The 25329-nt window shown below is 41.6% G+C and carries 12 protein-coding genes; all 12 read right to left on the reverse strand.

Going from position 1 to position 25329, the window contains the following annotated elements; genetic code table 11:
- Positions 1–553 precede the first annotated feature (553 nt).
- The 12 genes from T538_RS0100995 to T538_RS0101050 all read right to left on the reverse strand — a co-directional run bounded on the left by T538_RS0100995 (position 554) and on the right by T538_RS0101050 (position 25213).
- Positions 554–2698, reverse strand: a complete 2145-nt coding sequence (locus T538_RS0100995; RefSeq protein WP_031540479.1) for a hypothetical protein — start codon at positions 2696–2698, stop codon at positions 554–556.
- An 84-nt stretch (positions 2699–2782) separates the two neighbouring features.
- Positions 2783–4516 carry a RagB/SusD family nutrient uptake outer membrane protein gene (locus T538_RS0101000; RefSeq protein ID WP_031535283.1) on the reverse strand — a complete coding sequence of 578 codons (1734 nt, stop codon included), beginning with the start codon at positions 4514–4516 and terminating at the stop codon, positions 2783–2785.
- Positions 4517–4542: 26 nt separating this feature from the next.
- Positions 4543–7422, reverse strand: coding sequence for a SusC/RagA family TonB-linked outer membrane protein (locus T538_RS0101005; protein ID WP_369794954.1), 2880 nt, complete (start codon positions 7420–7422; stop codon positions 4543–4545).
- A gap of 65 nt (positions 7423–7487) precedes the next feature.
- The gene (locus tag T538_RS0101010) at positions 7488–9680 is read right to left on the reverse strand and encodes a RagB/SusD family nutrient uptake outer membrane protein (RefSeq protein ID WP_081835036.1); all 2193 of its coding nucleotides are present in this window, start codon (positions 9678–9680) and stop codon (positions 7488–7490) included.
- 48 nt (positions 9681–9728) lie between these two features.
- The gene (locus tag T538_RS0101015) at positions 9729–12926 is read right to left on the reverse strand and encodes a SusC/RagA family TonB-linked outer membrane protein (protein WP_031535291.1); all 3198 of its coding nucleotides are present in this window, start codon (positions 12924–12926) and stop codon (positions 9729–9731) included.
- Between the two features lie 96 nt (positions 12927–13022).
- Entirely contained in the window at positions 13023–15854 is a 2832-nt protein-coding gene (locus tag T538_RS0101020; RefSeq protein ID WP_081835037.1) for a family 43 glycosylhydrolase, read from the reverse strand.
- Positions 15855–15988: 134 nt separating this feature from the next.
- Complete coding sequence (glgP, locus tag T538_RS0101025; protein ID WP_031535295.1) at positions 15989–18553, reverse strand: alpha-glucan family phosphorylase; 2565 nt, start codon at positions 18551–18553, stop codon at positions 15989–15991.
- A 38-nt stretch (positions 18554–18591) separates the two neighbouring features.
- A complete protein-coding gene (locus T538_RS0101030) occupies positions 18592–20268 on the reverse strand; it encodes a glycogen/starch synthase (RefSeq protein WP_031535297.1) in 1677 nt (558 codons plus the stop codon).
- 106 nt (positions 20269–20374) lie between these two features.
- On the reverse strand, positions 20375–21151 hold the full coding sequence (locus T538_RS0101035; protein WP_031535298.1) for an EFR1 family ferrodoxin: 777 nt from the start codon (positions 21149–21151) through the stop codon (positions 20375–20377).
- Positions 21152–21241: 90 nt separating this feature from the next.
- Entirely contained in the window at positions 21242–23716 is a 2475-nt protein-coding gene (locus T538_RS0101040; RefSeq protein WP_031535300.1) for a GumC family protein, read from the reverse strand.
- Between the two features lie 8 nt (positions 23717–23724).
- Positions 23725–24510: a polysaccharide biosynthesis/export family protein gene (locus T538_RS0101045; RefSeq protein WP_031535302.1), complete on the reverse strand. Its 786-nt coding sequence runs from the start codon at positions 24508–24510 to the stop codon at positions 23725–23727.
- Between the two features lie 103 nt (positions 24511–24613).
- The gene (locus T538_RS0101050; protein ID WP_051655803.1) at positions 24614–25213 is read right to left on the reverse strand and encodes a sugar transferase; all 600 of its coding nucleotides are present in this window, start codon (positions 25211–25213) and stop codon (positions 24614–24616) included.
- Positions 25214–25329 lie beyond the last annotated feature (116 nt).

The raw sequence follows: 25329 nt of genomic DNA on the forward strand, positions 1-25329 counted from the left end.
CCCAGATTGGAACGCGGCTGACAAGGAAGGAAATCCGCCTTTTTAACAGAAGTGGCTGCGCCATGCGACACAGCCACACGAGATAGTACAAAACTGGTGGACGGCACCAGCGACTTCCCTTAGTTGGCTGCAAAGATACAACAAATACAACAATACCGGAAAGAAAAAAGGAAATTTAACCATAGAAAATATACTGCGGCGATACCTGGTCACAAATCAGGTACTAAATCTCATGTGCTAATCCGTTTTCTTTTTCCCTTTTGTTAAAATGTCCTATTTTTCCTATGCAAAATTTGGAAATTAGCACAGAATCTTGCTACTGAAAGGACGCAAAAATTTCCACCACTGAAAAATCATCATGCGATATTGACTCCAGTTCAATTGCGACCGCAGTGTGTTCGCAATTGGATATGTTCTATAAAACTAACGGCTTTGCTCCATTGTTGTTTTGCTGCCATTGCAACAAAACAACAAAAAAAAGCCCTGCGGCTTTTGCGAACCGCAGGGCTAATATTAACATTGAAAACTTAGTTCAATTATTGTTTTGTTAAGATTACTTAGCCAAGAACTTCTTACCGTTCTGGATGTAAATCTTACCAGCCTCAGTTGTAGAAACCTTAACACCACCGATTGTGTAGATAGGTGCGTTAGCATCCTCAACAACCTCTACAGCCTCAGGAGCTGCAACAGAAGTAGCTGCGCCATCCTCAACAAGAACCTCTACGCGAGCAAGTGCAGTATCAATTCTGTAAAGGTTAAATGAAACTCTTCCGTTCTCATCAACAGTATTTTCGTTTACAGGATATACCTCTGTAGTTGTTGCTGTGTTCATAGCCTTGTACTGAGCAATGATATCATCCTCTGAAGTACCCTCAAGATATGGGTGAGCAGAGTCATTACCGTAACCACAAATCTTGTATGCAACTACAAACGAGCCAAGTGGAGCATCAACATAGATAGGAGTATTTGCTACACGAATATTACCATAACCAGCCTTTGCTGGGTCGTAGTTCTGAGCATCGCCCTGAACACCCGGATTGATAAGACCAATGCCAACCTTAACCTCAACGTTTACTGTACCACCAACATTTCCGTTATCATCCTTCGCAAAATTACCATCAGCATCGAGTGATGTTACGCTTGTCATTGTGTTATTCCATACTGTTATAATGTCAAAGAGGTTCTTTGCCTTCTCTGGAGTAAGCTTAGACTGCAACAACTGCATACGCTCGATACCAGAACCTACATAAGCACCATCAACTGGACGACCGTATGGGAATACTCTTGTTGTATCGCCAACTTCAGTACCCTTAACCCACTCAGCATATAGTCTGCCACCGCTAGTCCAAGTGTTCTCGCCACCACCAGTAGCCTCAGCAAGAACACCCTTAGACTCGAAACCGTTTGCCTTCAACTCATCAACTGCAAGTGACTGGAAGTTTACAAGGTTAAGAACCTTATATGACTTGTCGTTTACAATAGTAGTAGTTGTTGGAGCATAACCATAAGCCTTTGTTGTAACAACAAGTGTACCCTTGTCGTTTACCTCAATAACTGAACCAGAAGTCAATTCTTCCTTAGTAACAGCCTCACCGTTCTCAGGAGTGAATGTGTAATCGAATACGACAACAGGCTGAAGTGGAACGTTAGAGTTGTCTACGTTAATCTTAAACTTCTTAGCATAGCCTTCCTGTACAGATGTAATCTCGGCAGTAGCCTCTGGCAAACTAATAACACTTGCATCAACATCAACAGTTACAGACTGTGACTTTGTTTCGTTAACCTGAGTATAAGCTACAATAGAGCCTGATGTTGTAGTAGTGTAAACAAACTGTCCCTGAGTCTCGCAATCATAGAAACTTACAACCTGCTCATTACCATCTGTGCCAGTAAAGTGCAAATCCTCACCTTCCATGAAAGAAATTGTGTATGTACGCTCATTCTGATTCAAACCTGTAAGCGCAACAACAGGATCGTTAGCCCAGTCTACGCCGTCACCAAGGTTCTTAAGAACTGAGATGTTATCAAAGAACACAACATTTTGGTAACGTGCATGAGCATACCACAAGCCTGAAGCCTTCATGTCAACGTCCTCAGGAACTGTATATTCGCCATCGGCAAGAGCTGTATTACCAGATAGGTCTTTTGCATAATAAGAAACCTTACGCTCTGCTACATTTACAGTAAGATAGAAAGTGTACCATGTACCAACAGCTGGAGTCCATACATCACTTGCATTACCGTTAACTGTGTAGTTCAAGATTGAAGCATCATCATTATTCTTCACCTGATCCAACTTGAACAACCAGCCGCCAGAAGTCGGACCATTCTCCTTCTTTGCAGCGTCCTCTGTGATGATTGCAACCTCTGAGTTATACTGGTTAGTACCCATTGCGCTTACACAGAAGTCAAACTGGATTTCGTACTCATCAAGATTACCAAGTGGAGTATAGATATCCTTACCCCAGAAAGTGTTGTAAGAACGCTGGTTATTTTGTCCAGCAGAAATCTGTACATACTTACCATAGTCATCGCCAGCAATAGAGAGACCTGCATAGTTTGCATTTGAGCCCCACTTTGTGTCAGACACAGAAGTTGCCGACTCATAGTTCTCTGTAAAAAGAACTCGGTAACCAGCTCTTGCACTCAAGGAGAACATTGCCAAAAGCGCAAGTAAACAGATGTTAAGTTTTTTCATAAATTGAAAATTTTAATTATTGATAAAAAATTAAAGGATATAAAGAAGGAGTACAAGACTCCTTCTGTTTTTTTAGTATCTTTTTTACTTAGCCCAACCAGTTGTCTGAACAAGGCTTCCGCCAGACTTCAGAATCTCAGACTGGCTGAGTGGGAACAAATACATATTATCAGACCACTGACGAGTTTCCAAAACTCCCGGAGTATATGTAAATGTGTCGTCTTCGTTCTTCACAATATCCATCTTACGGATGCTTGTAAAGTACTTGTTTGCCTCCTTCCATCTGCGAACATCATAGAAACGGTGTCCTTCAAATGCAAGTTCAACAAATCGCTCATTCTCGTATTTCTGCTTGAAATGCTCAAAATCCAAGCCCTCTGCAACATCAGGCTGTCCTGCACGCTTACGCACTACATTCAGAGCTTCGGCAGCCGTCCACTTATAGTTGCTCTTATCATATCCGCTACCAGTGTAATTCAAAATTGCCTCGGCATAGTTAAGATAGAACTCACCCAAACGGAATATAACCCAATGATGACGGAATGAGTTTTCCTGAGAACCACTAATTATTGTTGAGTTATTTACATACTTCTTCAAGTAATAACCAGTGTTTGTTCCATAAGATACAGCAGAACCATGATGCATACCTCCTATATAAGTCTGCAAGGCATTGGTATTTGAACTTGGCCACATTTCGCCATTAACAGCAACGGTGTATGACAAACGGTTATCACGATCGGCATAAGGATTTTGTGCATCATAGCCAGAACCTTCCTCATCTATCGCCTTACCGTTCTTCATTTCATAAGCATCAACCAAATTCTGAGTTGGGCAGTTTGCACCATTAGCATTACCCATACCCAATGGGAAGTTATATTTCTCAAAATTGTTTGAAGCCGAAATATTTCGACGCACAAAGATACATTCTATTGCATTTGACCAGTTGTCTGTTCCAAACAGAGCACTGTAATCAGCATTAAGTTTCATTCCACGAGTTGTACAAGCAACAATAAGTTCCTGATTTGCCTCTACTGCCTTTCTCCACAATTCCTTATCGTTGTTTGGATTAAACAACGGAGATGCGTGATAAAGGGCAGCACGGGCACGAAGTGCAAGAACAAACAAGTTGTTTACACGTCCAGACTCAACCTTACCGCCAAGATTCATAGATATGCCGTTTTCATCTGCAATCTTAGCATAGTCTTTTACAATACTATCCTTGATGGCAACACACTCATCATCAATAAACTTGAATATTTCATCAGCAGGAACACGTGGCAACGCATTTGAAGAAGCAGCATCGAGTGATGTTGTCTTCAAAGGCACATCGCCAAACATTCTTACAAGTTCAAAATAATAATATGCACGCAAGGCTCTTGCCTCGAATTTAAAATTATTATACTGGAACATCTCTGCCTTGTAATTCAAGTCAGTCTGGTATTCCAAGAACTTTTCGTTGTTGAATTCGTCCAAGAAAAGGTTTGCATAACTGATACCAGCCCAGCACTTAGACCATCTGCCACCGTCAAGATTATTTGTCGGTCCCCATGCACCATTATAAAATCCCTGAACAGAATTGCCAGTTCTTGTATAAACAGACTCATCTGTAGCCGATCCCATAACCGCGCCATTGTAATTACCAAAATCAGATTCCAAATAAGTGTAAATCTGAGAAATAAGACCTCCGGTACGCGAGAATGTAGTCTTTACATAATCCTCGTCGTAAACAGAAACCTCACGGTAATCCATCTTATCAGAGCAAGATGCGAAAGCAACTGCGCCGCATAATGCCGCTATAATAGATTTTCTGAATTTCATGTTGAAAAAACTTTATTAGTTATCTGTTAGAACGAAATTGAAGCACCAAGAATCACACTTCTGTTCAAAGGAGCATTAACTCCGTATGAAGCAGCATCAACCTCATCCATGTGATCGATAGTAAACAAATCTGTACCGCGCAAATATACTTTCAAATTGTTTACAATCTTTGTCTTGTCAAGCAATGACTTAGGGAATTTATAGTAAACCTCAATATTTCTCAACTTCAGATAAGATCTGTCGCGCAACCAAAGCGTACTTGTCTGATAGTTGTTTGCATTGCTTTCTGAACTCAAACGTGGGAACAAAGCATTAGTATTTTCTGCTGTCCAACTATTTCTATATACATATTCAGAAAGGTTTGAGTTATTGATAAGTCCCCAGAAATAGCCCTGACTATTCAGGTTTGCACTATAATTGCCAACGCCTTGGAACATCATATCCAAGCCTACGCCCTTATATTCAGCACCTAAATGGAATGAATAGAAAATTTCAGGAGCAATATTGCTATAACCAATCTTTGTCTTATCGTTTGAGTCAATAACGCCGTCTCCATTAACATCACAGTACTTAATATCACCAACTCGAGGAGTTGAGCCAAGATTCTGCTTTGGAGATGCGTCAATCTCAGCCTGGCTCTGGAACAAGCCCTCTGCAACATATCCCCAAATACCATGTAGCGGAGTATTTGTGGTTACAAGGTTGCTGTAGGCCTGTGTTTCTTCACCCTGCTCTACAACCTTGTTCTTATTAAGATTGTAAGTTGCACCTACGTTAAATGTAACATCACCAAACTGATGAGTGTAGTCGGCAGAAAGTTCAAAACCGTAAGAATTTACCTTACCGTCATTTACATAAGGAGCTGTAAATCCGATAACAGAAGAATATGCTGCATCACCCTTAACAAAGATATCGTAACGCTGATTGTTGTAATAATCAAACTCAACATTCAAATCTTTAAATAGAGTAGCATCAAAACCAACATTAAACTTACGTGCCTTCTCGTGTGTTGGGTTTACGCAAGCCATCTGACCAATTTCTGTTCTGTTGCCGATAATCTCCTGTGCAGCAGTAGCATCAACAAGATAATAACTTGAAGCTGGAGTAGTATAGTTCTGAACATCATAAGTCCAAGTACCTTTAGTAGGGTCACAATTCTCCATTCCAGGGAGATAGTCGGCATTTATAATACCGAACGAACCACGAAGCTTGAAAAAATCAACAAAAGACAAATTCTTCATAAAATCTTCTTTCGACAAGACCCAAGCCACACCCAAAGTTGGTGAATAAGCCCATTTTGTGCCCTTTGCCAATCGGCTTGAACCCATATACGACAAACTTACATCTGCAATATACTTGTTCTGGTATGCATAATGGCCAAACAAATCTACTTTTTGAGTGTAGATAGTAGTATTACTACCAGTTGTATTTACATACTCATAACCATATTTAGCCTGAGCATATACACCATGGTCGCCAAAAGTTCGATTATAATTCAAACCTGCATCAAAAACAAGTCTGCGAGAATATAGAGAATTCTGTGCACCTGTACCCATTTCTGTACGAGTACCATCTGTGTAGAAGTCATTTACGACAGGAGTGCCATCTGCGTTCCATCTATCATTCAGATTCTCTTGTTTTGTTCCGAGAACAGGAGTATACATACCAAAAACATAGCTCTTGCTATGATCCTCGTAAAGAGTTGCAAAATTGTCATATCCCAAACGGATATTCATTCCCAATCCTTCTGTAATAGAAGAAAGATCCTGAGCAAGTGTCATGTCTGAATAAATAGCACGCTCATGCAACTTGTAATATGCAGCATCTGTTGACATACCAACAGGGTTCGATGTTCCCTTCCAAGTAGAATTACCACCCCATGAGCCTTCCTCGTTTTTAACAGGAAAAGCGGCAGAAGGAACATTGTAAACCATCTTCCACAAATCAATATTTTTCTTGTCATCATCCAGACCACCAGGCTGAGAGCGTTCACTCAAAACGCCGAGCATATTAACCTTCAGCAGAGTCTTTGGAGACAAGTCGATATCCAAGTTTATACGCAGATTACCACGTACATACTTGTTCTGTGTTGAATAACCATCATTAAGATTAGGGCTCTTAATATATCCCTTGTCAGAAATCAAGTTCAACAATGTATAGTAACGGAATTTTTCGCCGCCACCCTGCAAAGATGCACCATACTTGTTAAGTACGGCATTATCGCGGAAAGTTTCGCCTACCCAATCAACATTAGGATACTGATAAGGATAAGTACCATTCTTAAAGGCAGCCAACGCATTTGCGTCATAACGTGGTTCTTTTCCGTCTGCCACCAATGCAGAATTCATAGCGTTAGCATAGTCATAAGCATTGACAAACTTTGGTTTGTCAATCATACTACTCATAACATGGTCGTATGTAAAACTAACAATATTAGTCTTATATATACCACGTTTTGTCTTTATCGAGATTGCACCGTTTGCTCCCTTATATCCGAAAAGAGCAACAGCAGCAGCATCTTTCAAGATTTCAACACTTTCAACCTCATCAGGACTTACGATGCTAATATCTCTCTCAACACCATCGACCAAGACCAATGGTTTTGTATTACTATTAAGAGTCTGTAATCCACGCACATAGAATGTTGGATTATTAACAGTAGCAGCTCCTGCATTATCCAAAGAAATCAAACCATTTCCCTGACCGATAATAGAAGAACCTATTTCTCTCGAAGAACGTTTGTCCACGCTCTTATTTGTGATAACCGATACAGCCTGAGTAGACTGCTCACGAGAGAAGTCCTTATCAAGACCTATTGAGATTTTCTGGTTAACAAAATCGTTACCAGTCTTCTCGTCCTCGGTTTGAGCCATTACTGGCAAACTAAGCGTTGCCAGTAATGACATTATATATAAACTGTTGTATTTCATAAATAAAAACTCAATATATAAGAATTCAAATTAAGAAGGCATCACCAACCCGGATTCTGAACCAAGCCATATCCCTTCATAATCTCAGAGCTTGGGAATGGGCAAAGAAGCCATTTTGTAACCTCTGGATTATTTGGCTGATCTTGGTAAGCCCAAAGAACACGCTCTCTATTTTGAAGACGGAACTTCTTATAATCGAAGACATTTGGTTCTTTCAAACCTGCATTCTTATCATTACCAATATATGGGTCATAAGATGGCACATAAATATTAGATGAATTCTTCTTCATACGGATAATTCCCAATCCATGGAGCGGTTTTGTCATCCAGTCAGTACGCTTGTATCTAACCATATCGTAATAACGGTTATTACTCATACCTAGTTCACAAGCACGCTCTCTAAGAATCTGCTCTATAAGTGCATCCTTGTCTGTTGTAATATCACCACCATGACTCTTGTAATAAGAATCGTTATAAGTCTCCAACTTTCCAAGACCAACACGAGCACGAACACGATTAACCAGTTTCAATGCTCCTTCAAGGTCGCCAGTCTGAGCCTTGCACTCGGCAAACATAAGCAACATTTCGTCATAACTCAAATATACCCAGTGCATAAACTTGCGGTGGTATTCCTCGCCAAGTACATACTTTACTGTACCATAGCCTGTAGCAAAAGCCGAAAGAAGCTTTTCGTTTACTATAGGAGTTACTCCGTCATCATCAAGTTTAAGGGCATTTGTGCTTGCATCATTACCACCAAGCCACAACTCAAAGATATCACCTGAAGATGCACCTGTTGACCAAGCCAATGTTTTAGGCTGACTGTTTACAAATGCATTCTCATACAAGCGAGGGTCGCGAGATGCAATTTTGTTCAAACCACCACGAACTGAAACATACTGGTAGAACAACTTTCCTTTCTCACCATAAATTCTATTGGCTATTGAATCTTTTTCCCAGTCAAAAGGCTCACCATTACTCCAAGGGAACATTTCTACATATTCCTCTGTTGGGTTATATGAGTTACGGTTTATACCATTTGCAGGATTAGCCCAACTCCACCAGCTGAATGTACCCTGTGAACCATACACGGTAGCTACACGAGTTGAATGTATAACCTCAGCACTACCCTGATAGATATAACCCATACGGTATGCCTGACGGTAATAATCAACCTTTGCAGCATCAGAAGTCTTTTTAGAGCCTGAAGATATAATCTCCCATGCAGCTCCCTGAGTACCGTTAAGGTGATATGTTCTGTCGCCAAGAGTTGAATTTACATCTGCAGCCTTGTTATCGCCCGGATCTGATTCACCATTTGCAGTAAAGAAGTCCTGACATGCTGCCAAGGCACGTTGCCAACGCTTTTGATCATAATTACCATGCCATACAAGATGCTGCTGTTCAGCCTCGGTATTACCATCAAAATACGGTTTGTCAGAATTGTATATAGGAGAGGCATTGAACAACAATACTTTAGCCTTCAATGCCATAGCGCCACCCTTTGTCCAACGACCAGTGTTGTTTGTTGCATCCATTTCTGTAGACACTCCATCGCCATCGTAATACTTCCATGGAAGTGCATCTGATGCTATTGCCTCATCAAGCAAAGCCACGATAGAATCGCAAGTAGCTTCAGCAGTAAGACGTGGATTCTCATATACACCTTCAGTTCCAGTAAAAGGAGTTCTGCCTACCCATGGAAGTCCACCATAAACAGAATACAAATCGAAATAGCGAGATGCTATCAGACACTTTGCCTGTGCAACCAAACTCTTCTTTTCGTTTTCCTTTAAATCAGGCACACGATCAACATTGTTGATAAGAATCCATGCCTGACGAACAGCATTCCAGACATAATCGTCTGAATAGCTGATAGCTGGGGTAGACTGTGCAGTAAGAGTTCCTCCATAATACAGATTATAAGCATCTGCACCATTCCAGTGATGCTGATACAAATCTGTCATAGCATCAAGTTTAGATGTAAATGAAAAAGAGCTATGAGGAGTTCTATTATTTGAATATGGCAGTCCATAGTACTGCAAAGCATAAATACCTGTCAGGAACTGCTTTGTATATGTAGCACTATTGAACACAGTATCAAGCGACACTGTATTACCCGGCGACTTTTCTATAAAAGAATCAGCAAACTTCACATCATCTGTACAAGCAGTAAATGCCATCGCAGACAACAAAAAAGCGGAGATTCCTGTAAATATTTTATTATTCTTCATGATTTCTGTTATTATTTATCGATGAACTAAAATAAAATTCAACATCGATTAGAATCCAACTCTTAAACCAGCTGTATAAGTACGCTGAAGTGGATAAGATGGAGAATTACTTGCACGAGCCTCAGGATCACCCCAGATATAAGGAGTGAAAGTCAGCAGGTTGTAAGCACTCAACGATAACTGTAGCTGAGTCATACCAATCTTCTTCATGAATGGTGCCTTAAAATCGTAACTCAACTGAATAGTCTTCAAACGGAGATACTTAGCATCTTTCTCATACAAAGAACAGTCTACATAGTTCTGTGCTGCATTCTCCCAAGTTGCACGAGGATAATCCGCATCCTGTGATGGATTAGATGGAGTCCAAGTATGGTCCAAATGGTATCTTACCAAGCCACCATCTGTAGCAGAATCTGACGCAGCAGATGCAAATGGCTCACGGAACAAACTACCTACAACTCGAGATACATTCCATGCTCCAGTAAGCTGAGTATTGAATGACCATCCCATATACTGGAAGCCAAGAGTAAGACCACAAATATACTCAGGGTCATCAGTGTAGCCCAAACCACGGATCTTATCATCCGCATCAATCTTACCATTCTTGTCAAGATCTACATACACACAATCACCCGGCTTTATATTAGACACAAGCTGATTTGGGAACTCAGTGCCAAACTCTTTCTTGTAATCCTCTTCACAACCTTCGTAATAGAACTTCCAGAATTTATACAAAGAACGAGAACCAATTCGATTATTCTTAAGCATTGAGTATTCGTTTGCAAGCGGAGCTTCATAACGTTCGATAATCTTATTCTGGTTATATGAAAGGTTCATCTTTGCCCAATAGCGGAAATTCTCTCCTATCTTATCATTCCAATTAAGAGTAAGTTCCCAACCCCAACTCTTAACTTCACCAAGATTTGAGTATGGCAACGTGATACCAAGGAACGTAGGAGTTGTTTGATTCTGCAACAAAATGTCCTTACGATGCTCGCGATAATAATCGAATGTAGCATGTAAACGGTCATCAAGGAAATTCATATCAATACCGTAATCCTGCTTGAATGCCTTTTCCCAAGACACATCAGGATTATTCTTGTCAGCCTCGACGGCTCCCTTTGAAACAGTACCGTTTTCAACACCAAAGTTATAACCAAATGCACCTGAATCCTTACCAGCACGCTCAAGCAATGCAGCCTGATTTACGTTATATGGGTCAGAAAGGTACATATATCGCTTACCACCAATCTTGTCGTTACCAACAAGACCACAAGAAGCACGCAACTTAACAAAAGTTACAACTTTCTTTAATGGTTCAAAGAATTTCTCCTCTGAAACTACCCAACCAACAGATCCTGAAGGGAATACACCAAATCTCTTGCCTGGGGCAAAGTTTTCAGAACCATTATAACCGATATTAAACTCAGCCATATAACGACTCTTGAAATCGTAAGTTGCACGTCCTGCAATACCTACATAAGTACGAGCAAGGTCTGAATATGTAGATGGATAATATTCCTTAGACTGGTTGTAAAGCAACAATCCAGAAACAGTATGTTCTCCAAAAGTACGGTTGTAGTTAAAACTACTCTCCATATACCAGTTTCTGCCTTTACCGTTCTGCTCAGTCTTGTAGCTTGGGTCTACATTATCGCCAGTCTTACGATAAATAATAGTCTCGCCATCCTCCAGAAGCACAGGATAATAAGTTGCTACACTAGCAGTTGTTGTTGTTAGAATATTATAAGATGTATTATATGCGCCCTTCAACTTGAAGCTCAAACCTTGAGTAAGAAAATCAAGTTTCTGATTAAGAGCAAGGTCTATGGAAATCTTACTGTTACTATTGTGGTAACCACCCGGCTGATATGCATAGTATGTCATTGGGTGAGAACCAACGAAAGGCAATTTGTTCGTAGGATCACTAGAACGGTTGTCTGTAGGCTCAACAGAGTTTACAACAAACATATCATCAACAAAACCCGGGCTACAGAATGGAGTTGCATAATATATAGCCTTAATCATACCTGAAGCACCCTGTCCTGTACGAGGTGTATCCTTATCGTCTACCTTACCAGAAATACTAGCACTAATCTGAGTTGTCTTAGTTGCATTGATATCCAAATTTGCACGATAGTTGAAACGCTGATATTCATAACCATAATTCCAAGACCTGCCCCACTCTTTAAAGATACCGTCCTGAGTATACATACCAGCAGAAATAAAGTATTTAACCTTATTATTTCCACCAGATATGTTTATATTGTGCTGCTGCTGAAGAGTCACATCCTTCATAATATAGTCAGCCCAATTTATACTTGGGAAGCGTATAGGGTCAGAACCTGTTCTGAACTTTTCGAGTACAGCCTCAGAAAATTCTGGAGACTTACCATCATTAAGACTCATCTGATTATGATATGTAGCATACTCATAAGAGTTTGCCAAATCAATCATCTTGGTTGGAGTAAGCGCTGTAAATGTTGTAGATATATTAATCTTTGCCTTTCCTTCCTTACCACGCTTTGTTGTGATAAGCACAACACCATTTGCACCACGCACACCAAATACGGCAGTTGCCGATGCATCTTTCAAGACAGTAATAGACTCAATATCGTTAGGGTCAATATCCCACATTTCACGTTCTACACCATCTACCTGAATAAGAGGAGAAGAATCAGCCCAAGTTCCTTGACCACGAACATAAATTGTTGCAGCATCAGCACCCGGTTCACCAGAACTCTGCACTGTTGTTACACCAGACAATTGACCTGCCAACACATTGTTTACAGAACTGACTGATGTACGGACAAGATCCTCTGACTTAACACTCGAAATCGCACCGGTTACAGTGACTTTCTTCTGCACGCCGTATGCTACGACTTCAACACCTTCCATATCAACGGTATTTGACTTCAGCGTAATCTTCATTCCGTTCTTTGCAACAACGGTCTGAGTATCATAACCGACATATGAAATCTGTAACTTAGTACCGGGCTTTACGTTAACCTTAAATCTACCATCAAGGTCGGTAATTGTACCTTGATTGCTGCCGTTCAGAATGACGATAGTTGCACCAATAATTGGTTCACCCTGATCGTCGAGAACGGTTCCAGTGATGCCTTGTGCATGCTGAGACTGCTCAGCCGCATTTGCCACCACGGTAGTGAGTGGGTTGAACGTCAAAGCCGAACACATCATTGCCACGGGCAAGATAGTTCCTTTAATAATGGTTTTGCTGTTCATGCTATTTAATTAAATTAGATTCTTATTAGTGATAGTATCAATATTAAACATCGCAAATGTACTATTCTACTATAAAAAAACGGTTGAAAAATGTTTCTATTTAGTAGAAATAAAAACTTTATGGCCATTTAGTATATAAATTCCATTCTGCGGCCTTTCTCTCTTACGTCCCTGAATATCAAAGATTTCGCCATCAGCTAAAGATTTTTCATCTCTTTTTTGTCGACGAATATCGGTTGTTAAATCGTTTTTTACATTTTGTTGTATCGAATACAACTGTGCCACTTCCTCGTCACTTAAAGCCTTGTTAAAAATGCACACATCATCAATCATCACAGGAGCAGTTCCCCACCACGAGCCGTAACCAAGATAGAAAACATCAGACTCGGAGAAGATGTTTTTTGAACTCTTGAAATCGGTACATGTCGAAGCAAATGCAAGATTATTGCTCTGCGTGAATTTCAGAATTCCATCGATGTAGATTGAAAATCCGTTGTCTGCAAAAGTGGCTGTGAGCAGATGCCATTCTTTAGTGCCCAACAGACTGTTTGTTGCCTTGTCGGGATGATTGACATCGTAGTAACCGTATGTTCCATTATATCCGAGATACACATTAGGAGTCATGTAAATTCGTCCCGCCGCGCCTTTGTTGTCCTTGAACGCCCAGATAGCATCGAACGAATTGGCAGCCATTCTGTTTACGAACATCGAAACCGTTACACCATTCGAGACATCTGCTCCCAACAGCGGATTGGGAAATTCTACATAATTTGATGTTGATGCCGAATCGTAGCCAAAATTAAGTTTCAGGACATTGCTCTGGCGAGTAGCATCGCTAACGATGCTTGGCTTGCTTGCACTTGCCTGAGCCGATGCAACACCTGTCTGAGATGTATTCGCACTATTTACGAAACCGTCTTCGAAGCGATAATAGCCTACAATATCAGTAAAGTTTTTTCGGATATTAAAATCAACAACAACCTGATATTGTTTTGAATATGATTCTTCATCCTTGCTTATAACAAGCGTTAGATTAGTCTTTCCGTTAGCCACCGCTGTTCCGTCTGATTTCAGAACGTCCTCGTCCGATGATTTCCAAGAAACAGTTGTACCGAGCAGCCCTTTTGTTGGCAGAGACAAATTGGCACATACTGATGTGCCATCGGTAATCGGGATATTAAGATTCTTAAGCGTGTAACTTATTGCGCCCTTGGCATCTGCCTTAGAACCCCATATCTCGAGACCCTGGGTTGTGCCGGCAACGCCTCCGCTACTGCAAACGGCAGTAAAGCACAATGCGCTTATGTCGGTATAGTCTATTGTCTGGCGAGTGAGCACACCTTTATATACAACATTGTTTATGTTAAGCGTGATGAAAGATGTGCCTTCCTTCAGACTCCACGAGCCACTATAACCGTCGTTGCTCTCAATCTTCCCGTCTTTGGTTAGAATGATATTTACAGGAGTCTGATTTTCAAAGTTCTTGTAGTTTACCTTATATTTGTGTGCGATGAACTGGTAAGTTCCTGCTATCTCTGATATCGAATACAACTGGCTTGATTCGATTTCGTTCTGAGTAACTTTCTCTCCGGCAAACTCGTATGGAGAAGCCACGAGCCATCCGTCCTCGTTTCGGAAAAGCTGATGCACTCTTACAGAATGTCCGTCGGTTCCGTCGTTGAATTTGGTGTGATAGATTACGAAACTTCTGCCGTCCTTATCGGTCATGGCAGAATTATGCCCTTGTGAAATCTCAGCAACAGGCATTGTGTCCCATTTGTAGTTGCCCATCAGCTTAACACCGCGGTTGCCAGTCGTTCCGCTTGCCGTTGTGCCGTAATTCATCTCGTACTTTCCAGAGAAAATGGCATTTGTTCCTTTGGTATCGACATACGGTCCTTCGGGATTATCAGCCCTGAAAACACGCATTTCGTAGCCGCCATCAGGACTGTAGAATCCGTAAGACATGAACAAATAATAATATTTTCCGATGTACTCGATATACGAACCTTCGCCCGAAACATACCAGCCGCCGGCAATCTTCTTTCCGAAATAAGGGTCGCTGGTTACATCGGCTGTTCCTGCATTTACAGCAGCGTAATTGACGGTATAATCGCGCAGACCTGTATTCTCGTCAAGATCAATGAGGTAGATTCCGCCGCTCCACGAGCCATAAGAAAGTTTGAGATTGCCTTCCTCATCATAAAAAACGCATGGGTCGATGGCATGAGGCAGATAAGTGCCCCAACTTGAATTTCTGTTGTATCGCGACGGAAGCGCAGACTGCTCTCCTATCGCTATCTCCAAATCTGATTTATGAAAGTCTTGGTGGGAAGATGTCTTTTTTCCGGTGAAACCAGAAAAAATGACTGGTCCTTGATAAACGTAAGGACCTTCAATATTATCGGAAGCAAGGCACACTATGGCAGAATTCCAATCGTCACCGTTAAGGCTCATATACATCAGCCATTTCTTCATAGTCTTGTTATATACAACATCGGGGGCCCACTGGTTTCCGCGAATTGTAAAATTGTTTACCGCACCTTGCCATTCGGGAATGTTATATGTTCCGAAATCCACTTCTTCTCCCTTGTAGTTTTTAACTTTTTTTACGGCATTGTCCAAGTAGGCCTCATCGTAACTGCAAGTCTGCACGGCATCGCCATTCATCTTGCCGAAAAGTTTTGAGGATGTAGACTCGCCGGTAACATAAGTCCAGTTTACCAAATCGGTAGATTTGGAAACCGCCATGTGAGAACCGAAAATATAATAAGTACACGTCTCTTCGTTAATGATAGTATCGATTACAACTGACGGATCGTGCACAGAGGTTCTCTTATATGAAACATCTTTATAATCTTCTGCAAGCGCATTATCTATGCTCATCACGCAAAAAACTATAAGGCTAACCACATGTGATATTTTCATTTAATATTATTAGTGAATTTCGGCTACAAATATAACTTTTTTTACAAAAGTATCACTACTTATTGTAAATAAATATCAAAAAAAAGTGGTTTGAAATCAAATTCCAAACCACCATTTTTATTGCATTATGAACATTAGTTTACCCATTTAACATAGCAGAAATCTTCGCGGTGTGGAAGCAAGTCGTTCTTAGGGAATATACGATATGCCACCTTGAAACTTCCGGCATTGCTCAGTTTATGAGTAACCTCGAATGTGTAAAGATTTCCTTCGCGCTTTGTTACCTTCAGAGGCTCAACGCTGTAGATGTGCTCTCTGCCGTTGGCATCTACCCTTACGGTTACAAGTTCCATGCCGATAGCATCGTCAAGTCCCTTCTCATCGACAACGAACTCTGCATGATATGTTACACCGCTTGAGATTGAGCCGTTTATCATTGCCTCGTCCTTCTTTGAAGAAACCACCTCGATGGCATCCCAACGCTCGGCAACAGCCTCTTTCCACGCAGCAATTTCCTTTGCCTTCTCGTAATTGTTCTTCTGAAGCAGAGCCGAACGCTTAGCCTCTTTCTGATAGAACTTATCGTAATAATCGTCGAGCTGACGCTTCATTGTGTAGTGAGGAGCAACCTGAGCGATAGAGTTCTTTACGGTCTTTATCCAGCCTTCAGAATAGCCCTTCTTGTTACGAGCATAGTACAATGGCAGAATCTCGTTCTCGAGGAGCGAGTAGATTGTTGCAGCATCAAGCTGATCCTGATAAGCGGTATTCTCGTAAGTACGCTTGTCTGTCAAAGCCCAGCCTGCACCTTCGCGATAGCCCTCGAGCCACCAGCCATCGAGAACAGAGAGGTTTACAACACCGTTCATAAGAGCCTTCTCGCCAGATGTTCCTGATGCCTCGAGCGGACGGGTTGGAGTGTTCATCCAGATATCAACGCCAGAGACAAGGCGGTGTGCAAGCTGCATGTCGTAATTCTCGAGGAAGATAATCTTGCCAAGGAACTCAGGACGACGGCTTATCTCGTAAATCTTCTGAATCAAGCCCTGACCTGCACCATCGTGCGGATGTGCCTTTCCTGCAAACAAGAACTGAACAGGATAGTTAGGATTGTTTACAATCTTTGACAAGCGGTCGAGGTCGGTAAACAACAAGTGGGCACGCTTGTAAGTAGCGAATCGACGGGCAAAACCAATCATCAAGGCATTTGGATTTATCTTCTCGAGGATAGACATAATCTTTGAAGGGTCGCCCTGATTCTTCAGCCAATCCTCGCGGAATGCCTTGCGGATGTGCTCAACAAGTTTGTTCTTCAATGCAAGACGAGTCTTCCAAACTTCCTCATCCGGCACATTGTAGATTGCCTCCCAGATGCTCTGGTTAGACTGATCTTTCAAGAAATTCTTGTCGAAGTACTTATTGTAGATATCCTTCCACTCTGTTGCGCTCCATGTTGGATAGTGAACGCCGTTTGTAACGTAGCCCACATGACTTTCCTCTGGGAAGTAGCCCTTCCAGATGTCAGAGAACATCTCCTGAGAAACCTTGCCGTGAAGCCAGCTTACGCCGTTAACCTCCTGACAAGTGTTGCAAGCGAATGTAGACATACAGAATCGTTCGTTGTGGTCATCCGGGTTCTTGCGTCCCATTCCGATGAACTCATCCCACGAAATCTGCAACTTGGCAGGATACTGCCCCATGTACTTGCCGAACAAGCCTTCGTCGAAATAGTCGTGACCGGCAGGAACAGGAGTGTGCACAGTGTAAAGCGAAGATGCACGGACAACCTCCAATGCCTGATTGAATGTCAAGCCCTCTTCGATATAATCAACAAGACGCTGAACATTGCACAATGCTGCATGTCCCTCGTTGCAGTGATAGATGTCTTTCTTGATGCCCAACTTCTTCAGAGTGAGCACACCGCCGATACCAAGCAGAATCTCCTGCTTCAAGCGGTTCTCCCAGTCGCCTCCGTAAAGTGCGTGAGTGATTGGACGGTCGAACTCAGAGTTCATCTCGTTATCTGTATCGAGCAGATAAAGTTTGATTCGGCCAACGTTCACCTGCCAAACATAGGCATGAACCATATAATTAACGTAAGGAACATCGACTACCAACGGCATTCCGTCGGCATCGAGAGCACGCTCCAAAGGCAGAGAACCGAAGTTCTGAGTCTCGTACTTGGCAACCTGCTGTCCTTCCATTGACAGAGTCTGAGTAAAGTATCCGTAGCGATACAAGAAACCTACAGCACACATATCAACATTACTGTCTGATGCCTCTTTCAGATAATCGCCGGCAAGAATACCCAAACCGCCAGAATAAATCTTGAGAACATGGCTCAAACCGTACTCCATACAGAAATATGCAACAGATGCACGTTTCTTGTCAGGCTCTACATCCATATACTGACGGAAAATTGAATAGACTTCGTCAACCTTCTTAATGACGCTCTTGTTCTTTGCCAAATCAGACAGTTTCTCGAAACTGAGGCGTTCGAGCATCAGGACAGGGTTCTGCCCTACCTGCTTCCACAAATCCTCGTCGAGCGATTTAAACAAGTCGGTAGCCTCATGATTCCATGACCACCACATGTTGTGTGCAAGTTCAGAAAGTTTTGAAAGTTCTTCTGGCACTCGCGATTTCACATTCACCTCTTTCCAGTTAGGTGTGTTTGAATTACTAGCCTTTATCTTCATAGTCTCCCAAATTTATTTTATTTATAACACAAGTATTCTCACTTTTTAGATTTGATTCTCTTTGCAGCATTAGAAAGCGCAACATCGTATGCCTTTACATAGTCCTCGATGAAGTTCTTCCACAATGCGTTGTCGGCAATCTGTCTTGCCTTTCGGCGAATTGCGTTTCGCTCGGCAACCTTCAGAGCGGTAAAAACAAGGATCGTGTTCTTTATCTCCTCGGCAGCCTCGTCGTAGTTGCTGTCGGTTCTGTGAACCACCTTTACTCCGTCTTCAATCTGACTGTACAAGCCGTTTGGCTTCAGGGTGTTTGCCCATAGTCCGAATCCGGCAAGATCGGTTGTGATGCAAGGTACTTTAAACGCGATGCTCTCGAGCGGAGTATAGCCCCAAGGCTCGTAGTACGAAGGATAGACGTTAAGGTCGTAAGCCGGCATCAAGTTGTAGTACGACATATTTAAAATGCCGTCCTTTCCATCAAGATAGCAAGGCACGAACATCACCTTCACCTTATCTTCAGGATTGTTGTTCAAGCCGTGATAGCGAAGTGCATTCAGAATCTTGTCGTCCTCGAAATTATTGAGATAGTGAGTGATGACAGGATTTGCAAGTCTGCGCTGCGTTGAATCTGTTCCGTCAAGGCGTTCTTTCAAATCTTGACGAGGATTGCCAACCCATGCCGGCACATTTATCACAGCGAGCACATTCTTCGACAAATCCGAATCTCTCAGTCGCTTTATCGCCTCGAGGAAGATGTCCAAGCCCTTATTCTTAAACTCGTATCTTCCGCCAGTGCCGACGATTATCGTGTCATCGTTCGACATCTTACAGCCGGTAAGAGCCGAAGCAACATCAAGAATTCTCTGTCTAGCCTTCTTTCTTACTGAATTATATTCTGGCAATTTCGGAACAAAATCATTCTCGAAGCCATTTTTCAGAACCACATCAGGCTCTTTTTCGAGCAACTGCTTGCACTCGGCAGCGGTGATGTCGCTCACGGTCGTAAAGCAATCGACATTGTGCGCGGCCTGCTTCTCGACTGAATGTTTGCTCTGCATATTCAGTTCCTCTGCCATCTGGTCACCGTTGTAGGCAAACATATAGTCGTAGAGCGGCTTTCCGTTTCCAGCAATAGAACGGCCGATGCTTGTAGCGTGCGTGGTAAAGATTGTTGCGATTGTAGGAACATATTTCTGCAAGTACAACGCACCGAGAGCCGTCATCCATTCGTGTGCCTGATAAACAACCTTCGACTTCTTTGTAATTTCGTTCTTATAGAAACTCTCAACGACTTTGGCAGCCGCATAAGAGAACATCGAAGCTTCGTCGTAATCGCCATAGGCATGAAGCGAATCAATTTTGTAGTCGTTCCACGCGTTTGTATATATTTCGTTCTTTCTGATAAAGAACGGATTGAAATCTACAAGAAAAACTATCGGCGTTCCGGGAATGTTCCATCTACCAGTTCTGACAGACAGACCTTCGCCGTGCGATGCTTCCAACCACTTAGGAAACAACGTGCTATCCTCGATAAATAACGGATTTTCCTTATCTCTCCAAAAATCAGGTCCAACGAAGAAGACTTTGTCTTTCATCATCTTCTGTAAAGTCTGCGCTCTTGTAGAAAGCACCGTGTAGATGCCACCAACCTTGTTGCAGACTTCCCAACTGGATTCAAATATATAATCAGGTATTTTCTTAGTCCTCGCAGTCATAGCATAAAATATAAATATGTTTGATGGCAAATGTAAAAAAATAATTTAAACAAACATCATAATTTTACAAAAACATGTTTCAAAACATATATTTACTTATTAAAAATCAATTTTGCTTGTGATAATACTGTCCTCTTTTCAAGGTTATTTTTCCGTTCTGAATTGCATGTTTTGGACATCTGTGGTAACAACCAAGACAACCGACGCATGAGCCATCGCACTTCCATGCCGGTTTTCCGTTTTTCATCTCGATATTATGAACAGGGCAGGCTTTCGCGCACAATCCACACTCAATGCAATCATCCGTAACCCAATATTTTGAATCAACTTTCTTCAGACTCAGATTAAAAAGCGGTCTGATTAAGTATGTCTTTATCCACGGAATAGACGTAACGAGCAAAGCGAAGGAATTTGAACGTGCACCAAGTATCGTGTTTATTCTTGCCACTTTCTTAACAGCCTTGCGAAGCTTGCTCTGCTCCAAATCTTGACTGTCAACATCGAAAAACGGCAGCAAGACGTATGTATTCGGCATCTGAACAGAAAAACAGCTGTCGAGTCGCCACCCTTTTCTTTCGAAAGCCGACTTCATCACTCTATCTGTATAGCCAACATCATCGCCACAGGTACATGCAAAAAACAAATAATCTGGGCGACCATCAAGCGTATCAACTTTAACCTTATCAATAAAATCGAGCACAATCTGCGGAGGTCCCCACGAATATACAGGAAATACGAAGCCCAACAATTCGCCGGGTTCAAGATGATAGCTGCATGAAGTGTTAATCTCATCGCCTATCGGCATCAACTTTGTCTTTTGGCAAGAGGCAATCTGCTCGGCAACCCACTTGGAATTGCCAGTTCCAGAAAAATAGAATATCATAAATTAAGCGTTTACATTATAAGTTGTCATCGGAAACAAAAGAGGGCGCTAATAAAAGCGCCCAATTATTTTGCCGTCAAAATTTCAATTTTATGACTTTGAATCATCATTTCCATAACCATAGCCGTAGCCGTATGAGCCATAACCATAACGACGATAACCGTAGCGATAGCCGTAGTGATAGCCATACTTGCTGTAACCATAGTTAAAGGTATCTGATGTACCATTAAGCACGACAGCCATATTTGTCATCTGCTTGTTTATGTACAGTTTGTCAATCTCAGGAACCAACTCTCTCTGCATCAAGTTAGCACGGATAACGAACAATGTCATATCCACATGCTTGGTGATGATTGTTGGGTCTGTCACAATCTCAACAGGAGGACAGTCAATTACGACATAATCGTATTTTTCTCTCAGTTTACCGAGCAGAACTGCAAGTCTATCGTTATCAAGAAGTTCGGCCGGGTTTGGAGGAGTTGTTCCTACAGGGATAACATCCAATCCCTTACACAGAGAATCCTTGTAAATAATATCCTCAACATTATCGTACTGGCCACTCAGATAGTTAGCCACACCCGGTTTTGGACGATTGAGATACTTAGACAAAGAACTCTTACGCATATCCAGGTCAACAGCCACAACCTTCTTTCCCTGGATAGCCAAACTTACAGACAAGTTAGCAGAAATGAAAGTCTTACCACTACCCGGATTTGCAGACGTAAACATAATGACCTTCTTATCCTTGCCAAGCATAAATGCCAAGTTGGTACGCATTACACGGAAAGCCTCGTTGATAACGTTGCTGTTATCCTGCTTAACGACGACAGCCGTAGTCGTATTGATTGCAGGTTTCTTCTTCTCATAGAAATGAGTCTTAGGTGCCTGCAACAACGGAATTTCTCCGGCAAACGGAGCTGCCATATTCTCCAAGTCCTTCTTTCCACGAACCGATGTGTTCATTGACATCAGAAGAAATATGATACCTCCCGGAATAGCAAGACCGACAACAAAAGCAATAAGGTAAATCTTACTTGTCGATGGAGATGTAGGGAAGTTGCTACCCATCGGAGGAGTTATCACACGAGTATTGTACGCCGTAAATGCCTGAGACAACTCGTTCTCCTCACGCTTCTGCAACAAGAACAAGTATAGAGCCTCCTTTACCTTCTGCTGACGCTCAACAGAAAGCAGATGCTTTGCCAACTTAGGGTTCGAAGCCATAACAGAGTTACTCTTAGCCTCGGTAGTCTGCGAACTGCGAATCTGGTGATTCAGAGTCTTTATCTGGTTATCAACAGAAACGATAATTGCACTTCGCATAGACTCCAACTGCTGCTCAAGGTCCTTAACCAAAGGGTTGCTTGCAGAAGAGTTAGCCAACAAACTGTTATGCTGCAACAGAATTGTATTGAATGAGGAAATCTGCCCCTCGATTGCTGTGTTTCCTATACCTGAATTGACAGGTAATAGTTGATGTTTCTTGCTTGGGTCGCTAAGATAAGTACGGATATACTTAGCCATAGCCAAATTGTTATTAAGCATAACAACCTGATTACTTGCCGCATTTGCCTGATTCAAATACAATGACGAAACCGCCTCTACATTAGGAATAAGATGCTCGCTCTTGTATGAAGAAATATCATTATCGACATTGCCAAGTTCTCGTTCAATAACCTCCAAACGCTCATTAATGAACTGCGAAGTACTAATTGCAATCTTGTTCTTATCAGATACCCACTCCTCGTTATATACAACAATAAGCGTATTGATGAAATCCTCGGCACGCTGAATAGAAACATCATTATAAGAAAGTTCTACTACTGTTGCGTTCTTATCCTTCAGTGTTGCGTTCAAACCACCAGCATATCTATCTGTTGTGGAAATCAGATTTGTGCGACCAACCTTGATATTCATATCCTCATCACCCTTATAAAAGGCTGTAGGATTAACAACAATTGTACCGATTGGTGTCTTAATCTGCGATCCAAGCTTACCTGAACATTCCTTGTCGAACACCTCTCCGTCTCTTGCCAACTTTGAAAGTTTTACTTCTCCATTATTAATATACATTTCAAAGCTACAATTCGAATAATCAGGAAGTTCCAAAACGTTAGCCACAACAGGAAGAGTCTTTCCGTATAGAGTCACATCGTGGAATGTGCCGTCAACACTATAATTATAATCAAGGTGAAGTCGCTTTACCGTTTCCATTACTGTTGCTGGCGACTGCAAAGAAATAAGTTCGTTATTTACATTCGTAGCACTGTTAAACAATCCCAAATCTCCAAGATTGCTAAGCTCATTGGCTATTGAAGAACCTGAATTTTTGTCCTCTTTTATAAGAATAGAAGCAGATCTTGTATAAACTTTTGGTTTACGCAGAAGATATAACTTAGCGCAACCCAACGCAATTACAACAGCAATAACAAACCACTTCCAGTTTGCAAGATACAAGAACAACAAATCCTGAATGTTTACAGAAGAATCTGCTGTATCAGTCTGTTGAACAGGGTTTACAACCCGTATATTCTGCTGTTTTGTCGATGTATTTCCTTGTTCCATAATAATTATTATTTCTTAAGCAAAACGGCAATTGATGTCAGCAGCGAGGCAACTGAAATCCAAAATGAAGTAGAAAGGACGTTGTTTCCGTTTACAGTAGACTGACGGGCACGCATAGTGTTTGGTTCAACATACACCACATCATTCTGCTGAATATAATATGCAGGAGACATTGCCAAACTGTCAGCACAACATAAATTCAGACGATAAACTCTGTTTTTTTCGCCCTCACTACGCATCACTACAACATTCTTTCTCACACCAAATATAGTAAGGTCACCTGCAGTGCTCAAAGCCTCGAGAACTGTGACACGGTCTTTTTCAATGGCAAAACGTCCTGGACGCGCGACCTCGCCCATAACGGAATAGAACATTTTATCGAACTCAACAGTTACAACGGCATCCTTCAACAAATCGCTTGAAATCAGTTTGTCCTTTATTAACTCAGCTATTTCAAATCTGTTCTTTCCTGCAACATTTATCTTTCCAAGTATAGGAAAATCGATTTCGCCATTAGCATCGACCGTGTAACTACACATCATCTGCGAGGCATAACTTTTTGTTGAGCCTACATAATTTCCTGTAACACCCAAGTTAAACATCTGTCCAAGCTGAGGGTCACGAGTACTGACGACAATACTTAATTTGTCTTCAGGTCTTACCTTTATTTCTAAAGGAGATTGTATATTTACAACCTGCCCATCCTTTACATCTTGAAAATAATTTATCTGCTTTGGCGTGCCACATGAAACAAGAATCATCGCAGCAGCAAGATAACAGAATTGTTTTTTCATATCCGATTCAAACAGTTATATAAATCAATATTTTCTAATTAGTTCGCAAAAATAAACAAAATTTATCATTAAAACAAATACATTAAACACTTTTTTCAAAAAGCTAAAATTTCTTTCCAAACACAATACTCACAAAAGTCTGCCAAAGTATTGCGCAATCGAAAAAAAATGAACGGTGTTTGAGATAGAACAAATCATATCTCAACCGCCTTAACATCTTGTCCATCGTGTCGGTGTAGCCGTTGTGCAAAGTAGCATAGCTTGTAACACCCGGACGTATCTGATACAAATACACATATCTGGAGTCGCGCTCCAAAATCTGGTCAATGTAGTATTTTCGTTCTGGACGCGGCCCAACAAATGCCATGTCGCCTACAAAAACATTCCATAGCTGCGGAAGTTCGTCGAGATGATGTTCACGAAGGAATCTTCCAATTTTTGTCAGACGCGGGTCATTGACTTCATCGCTCATGCACAACTGAGGTCCTTTTTCCTCGGCATCAAGTTTCATACTTCGGAACTTGTATATGTAAAATGGGCGACCAAACAACCCGATTCTCTCTTGCTTATATATTACCTTTCCGCCATCTTCACGCTTTATCAGGATATACAGAACCACGAACAGCGGAGAGAATACAACAAGACACAATAAAGCAAGCAAGCAGTCAATCACTCGCTTTACTTTTCGTTCTATAATGTTCATTCCATCAGAAACGAACTTTTCATCATCGAACAAATCCACTGAATCATTATCTTGTTAAAACGCTGCAAAAATACTTCTTTTTATCCAAATGCACAAACAAATTCTGTTTTTTCAGC

Source organism: Bacteroides sp. Ga6A2 (assembly GCF_000702225.1).
GTDB lineage: Bacteria > Bacteroidota > Bacteroidia > Bacteroidales > Bacteroidaceae > Ga6A1.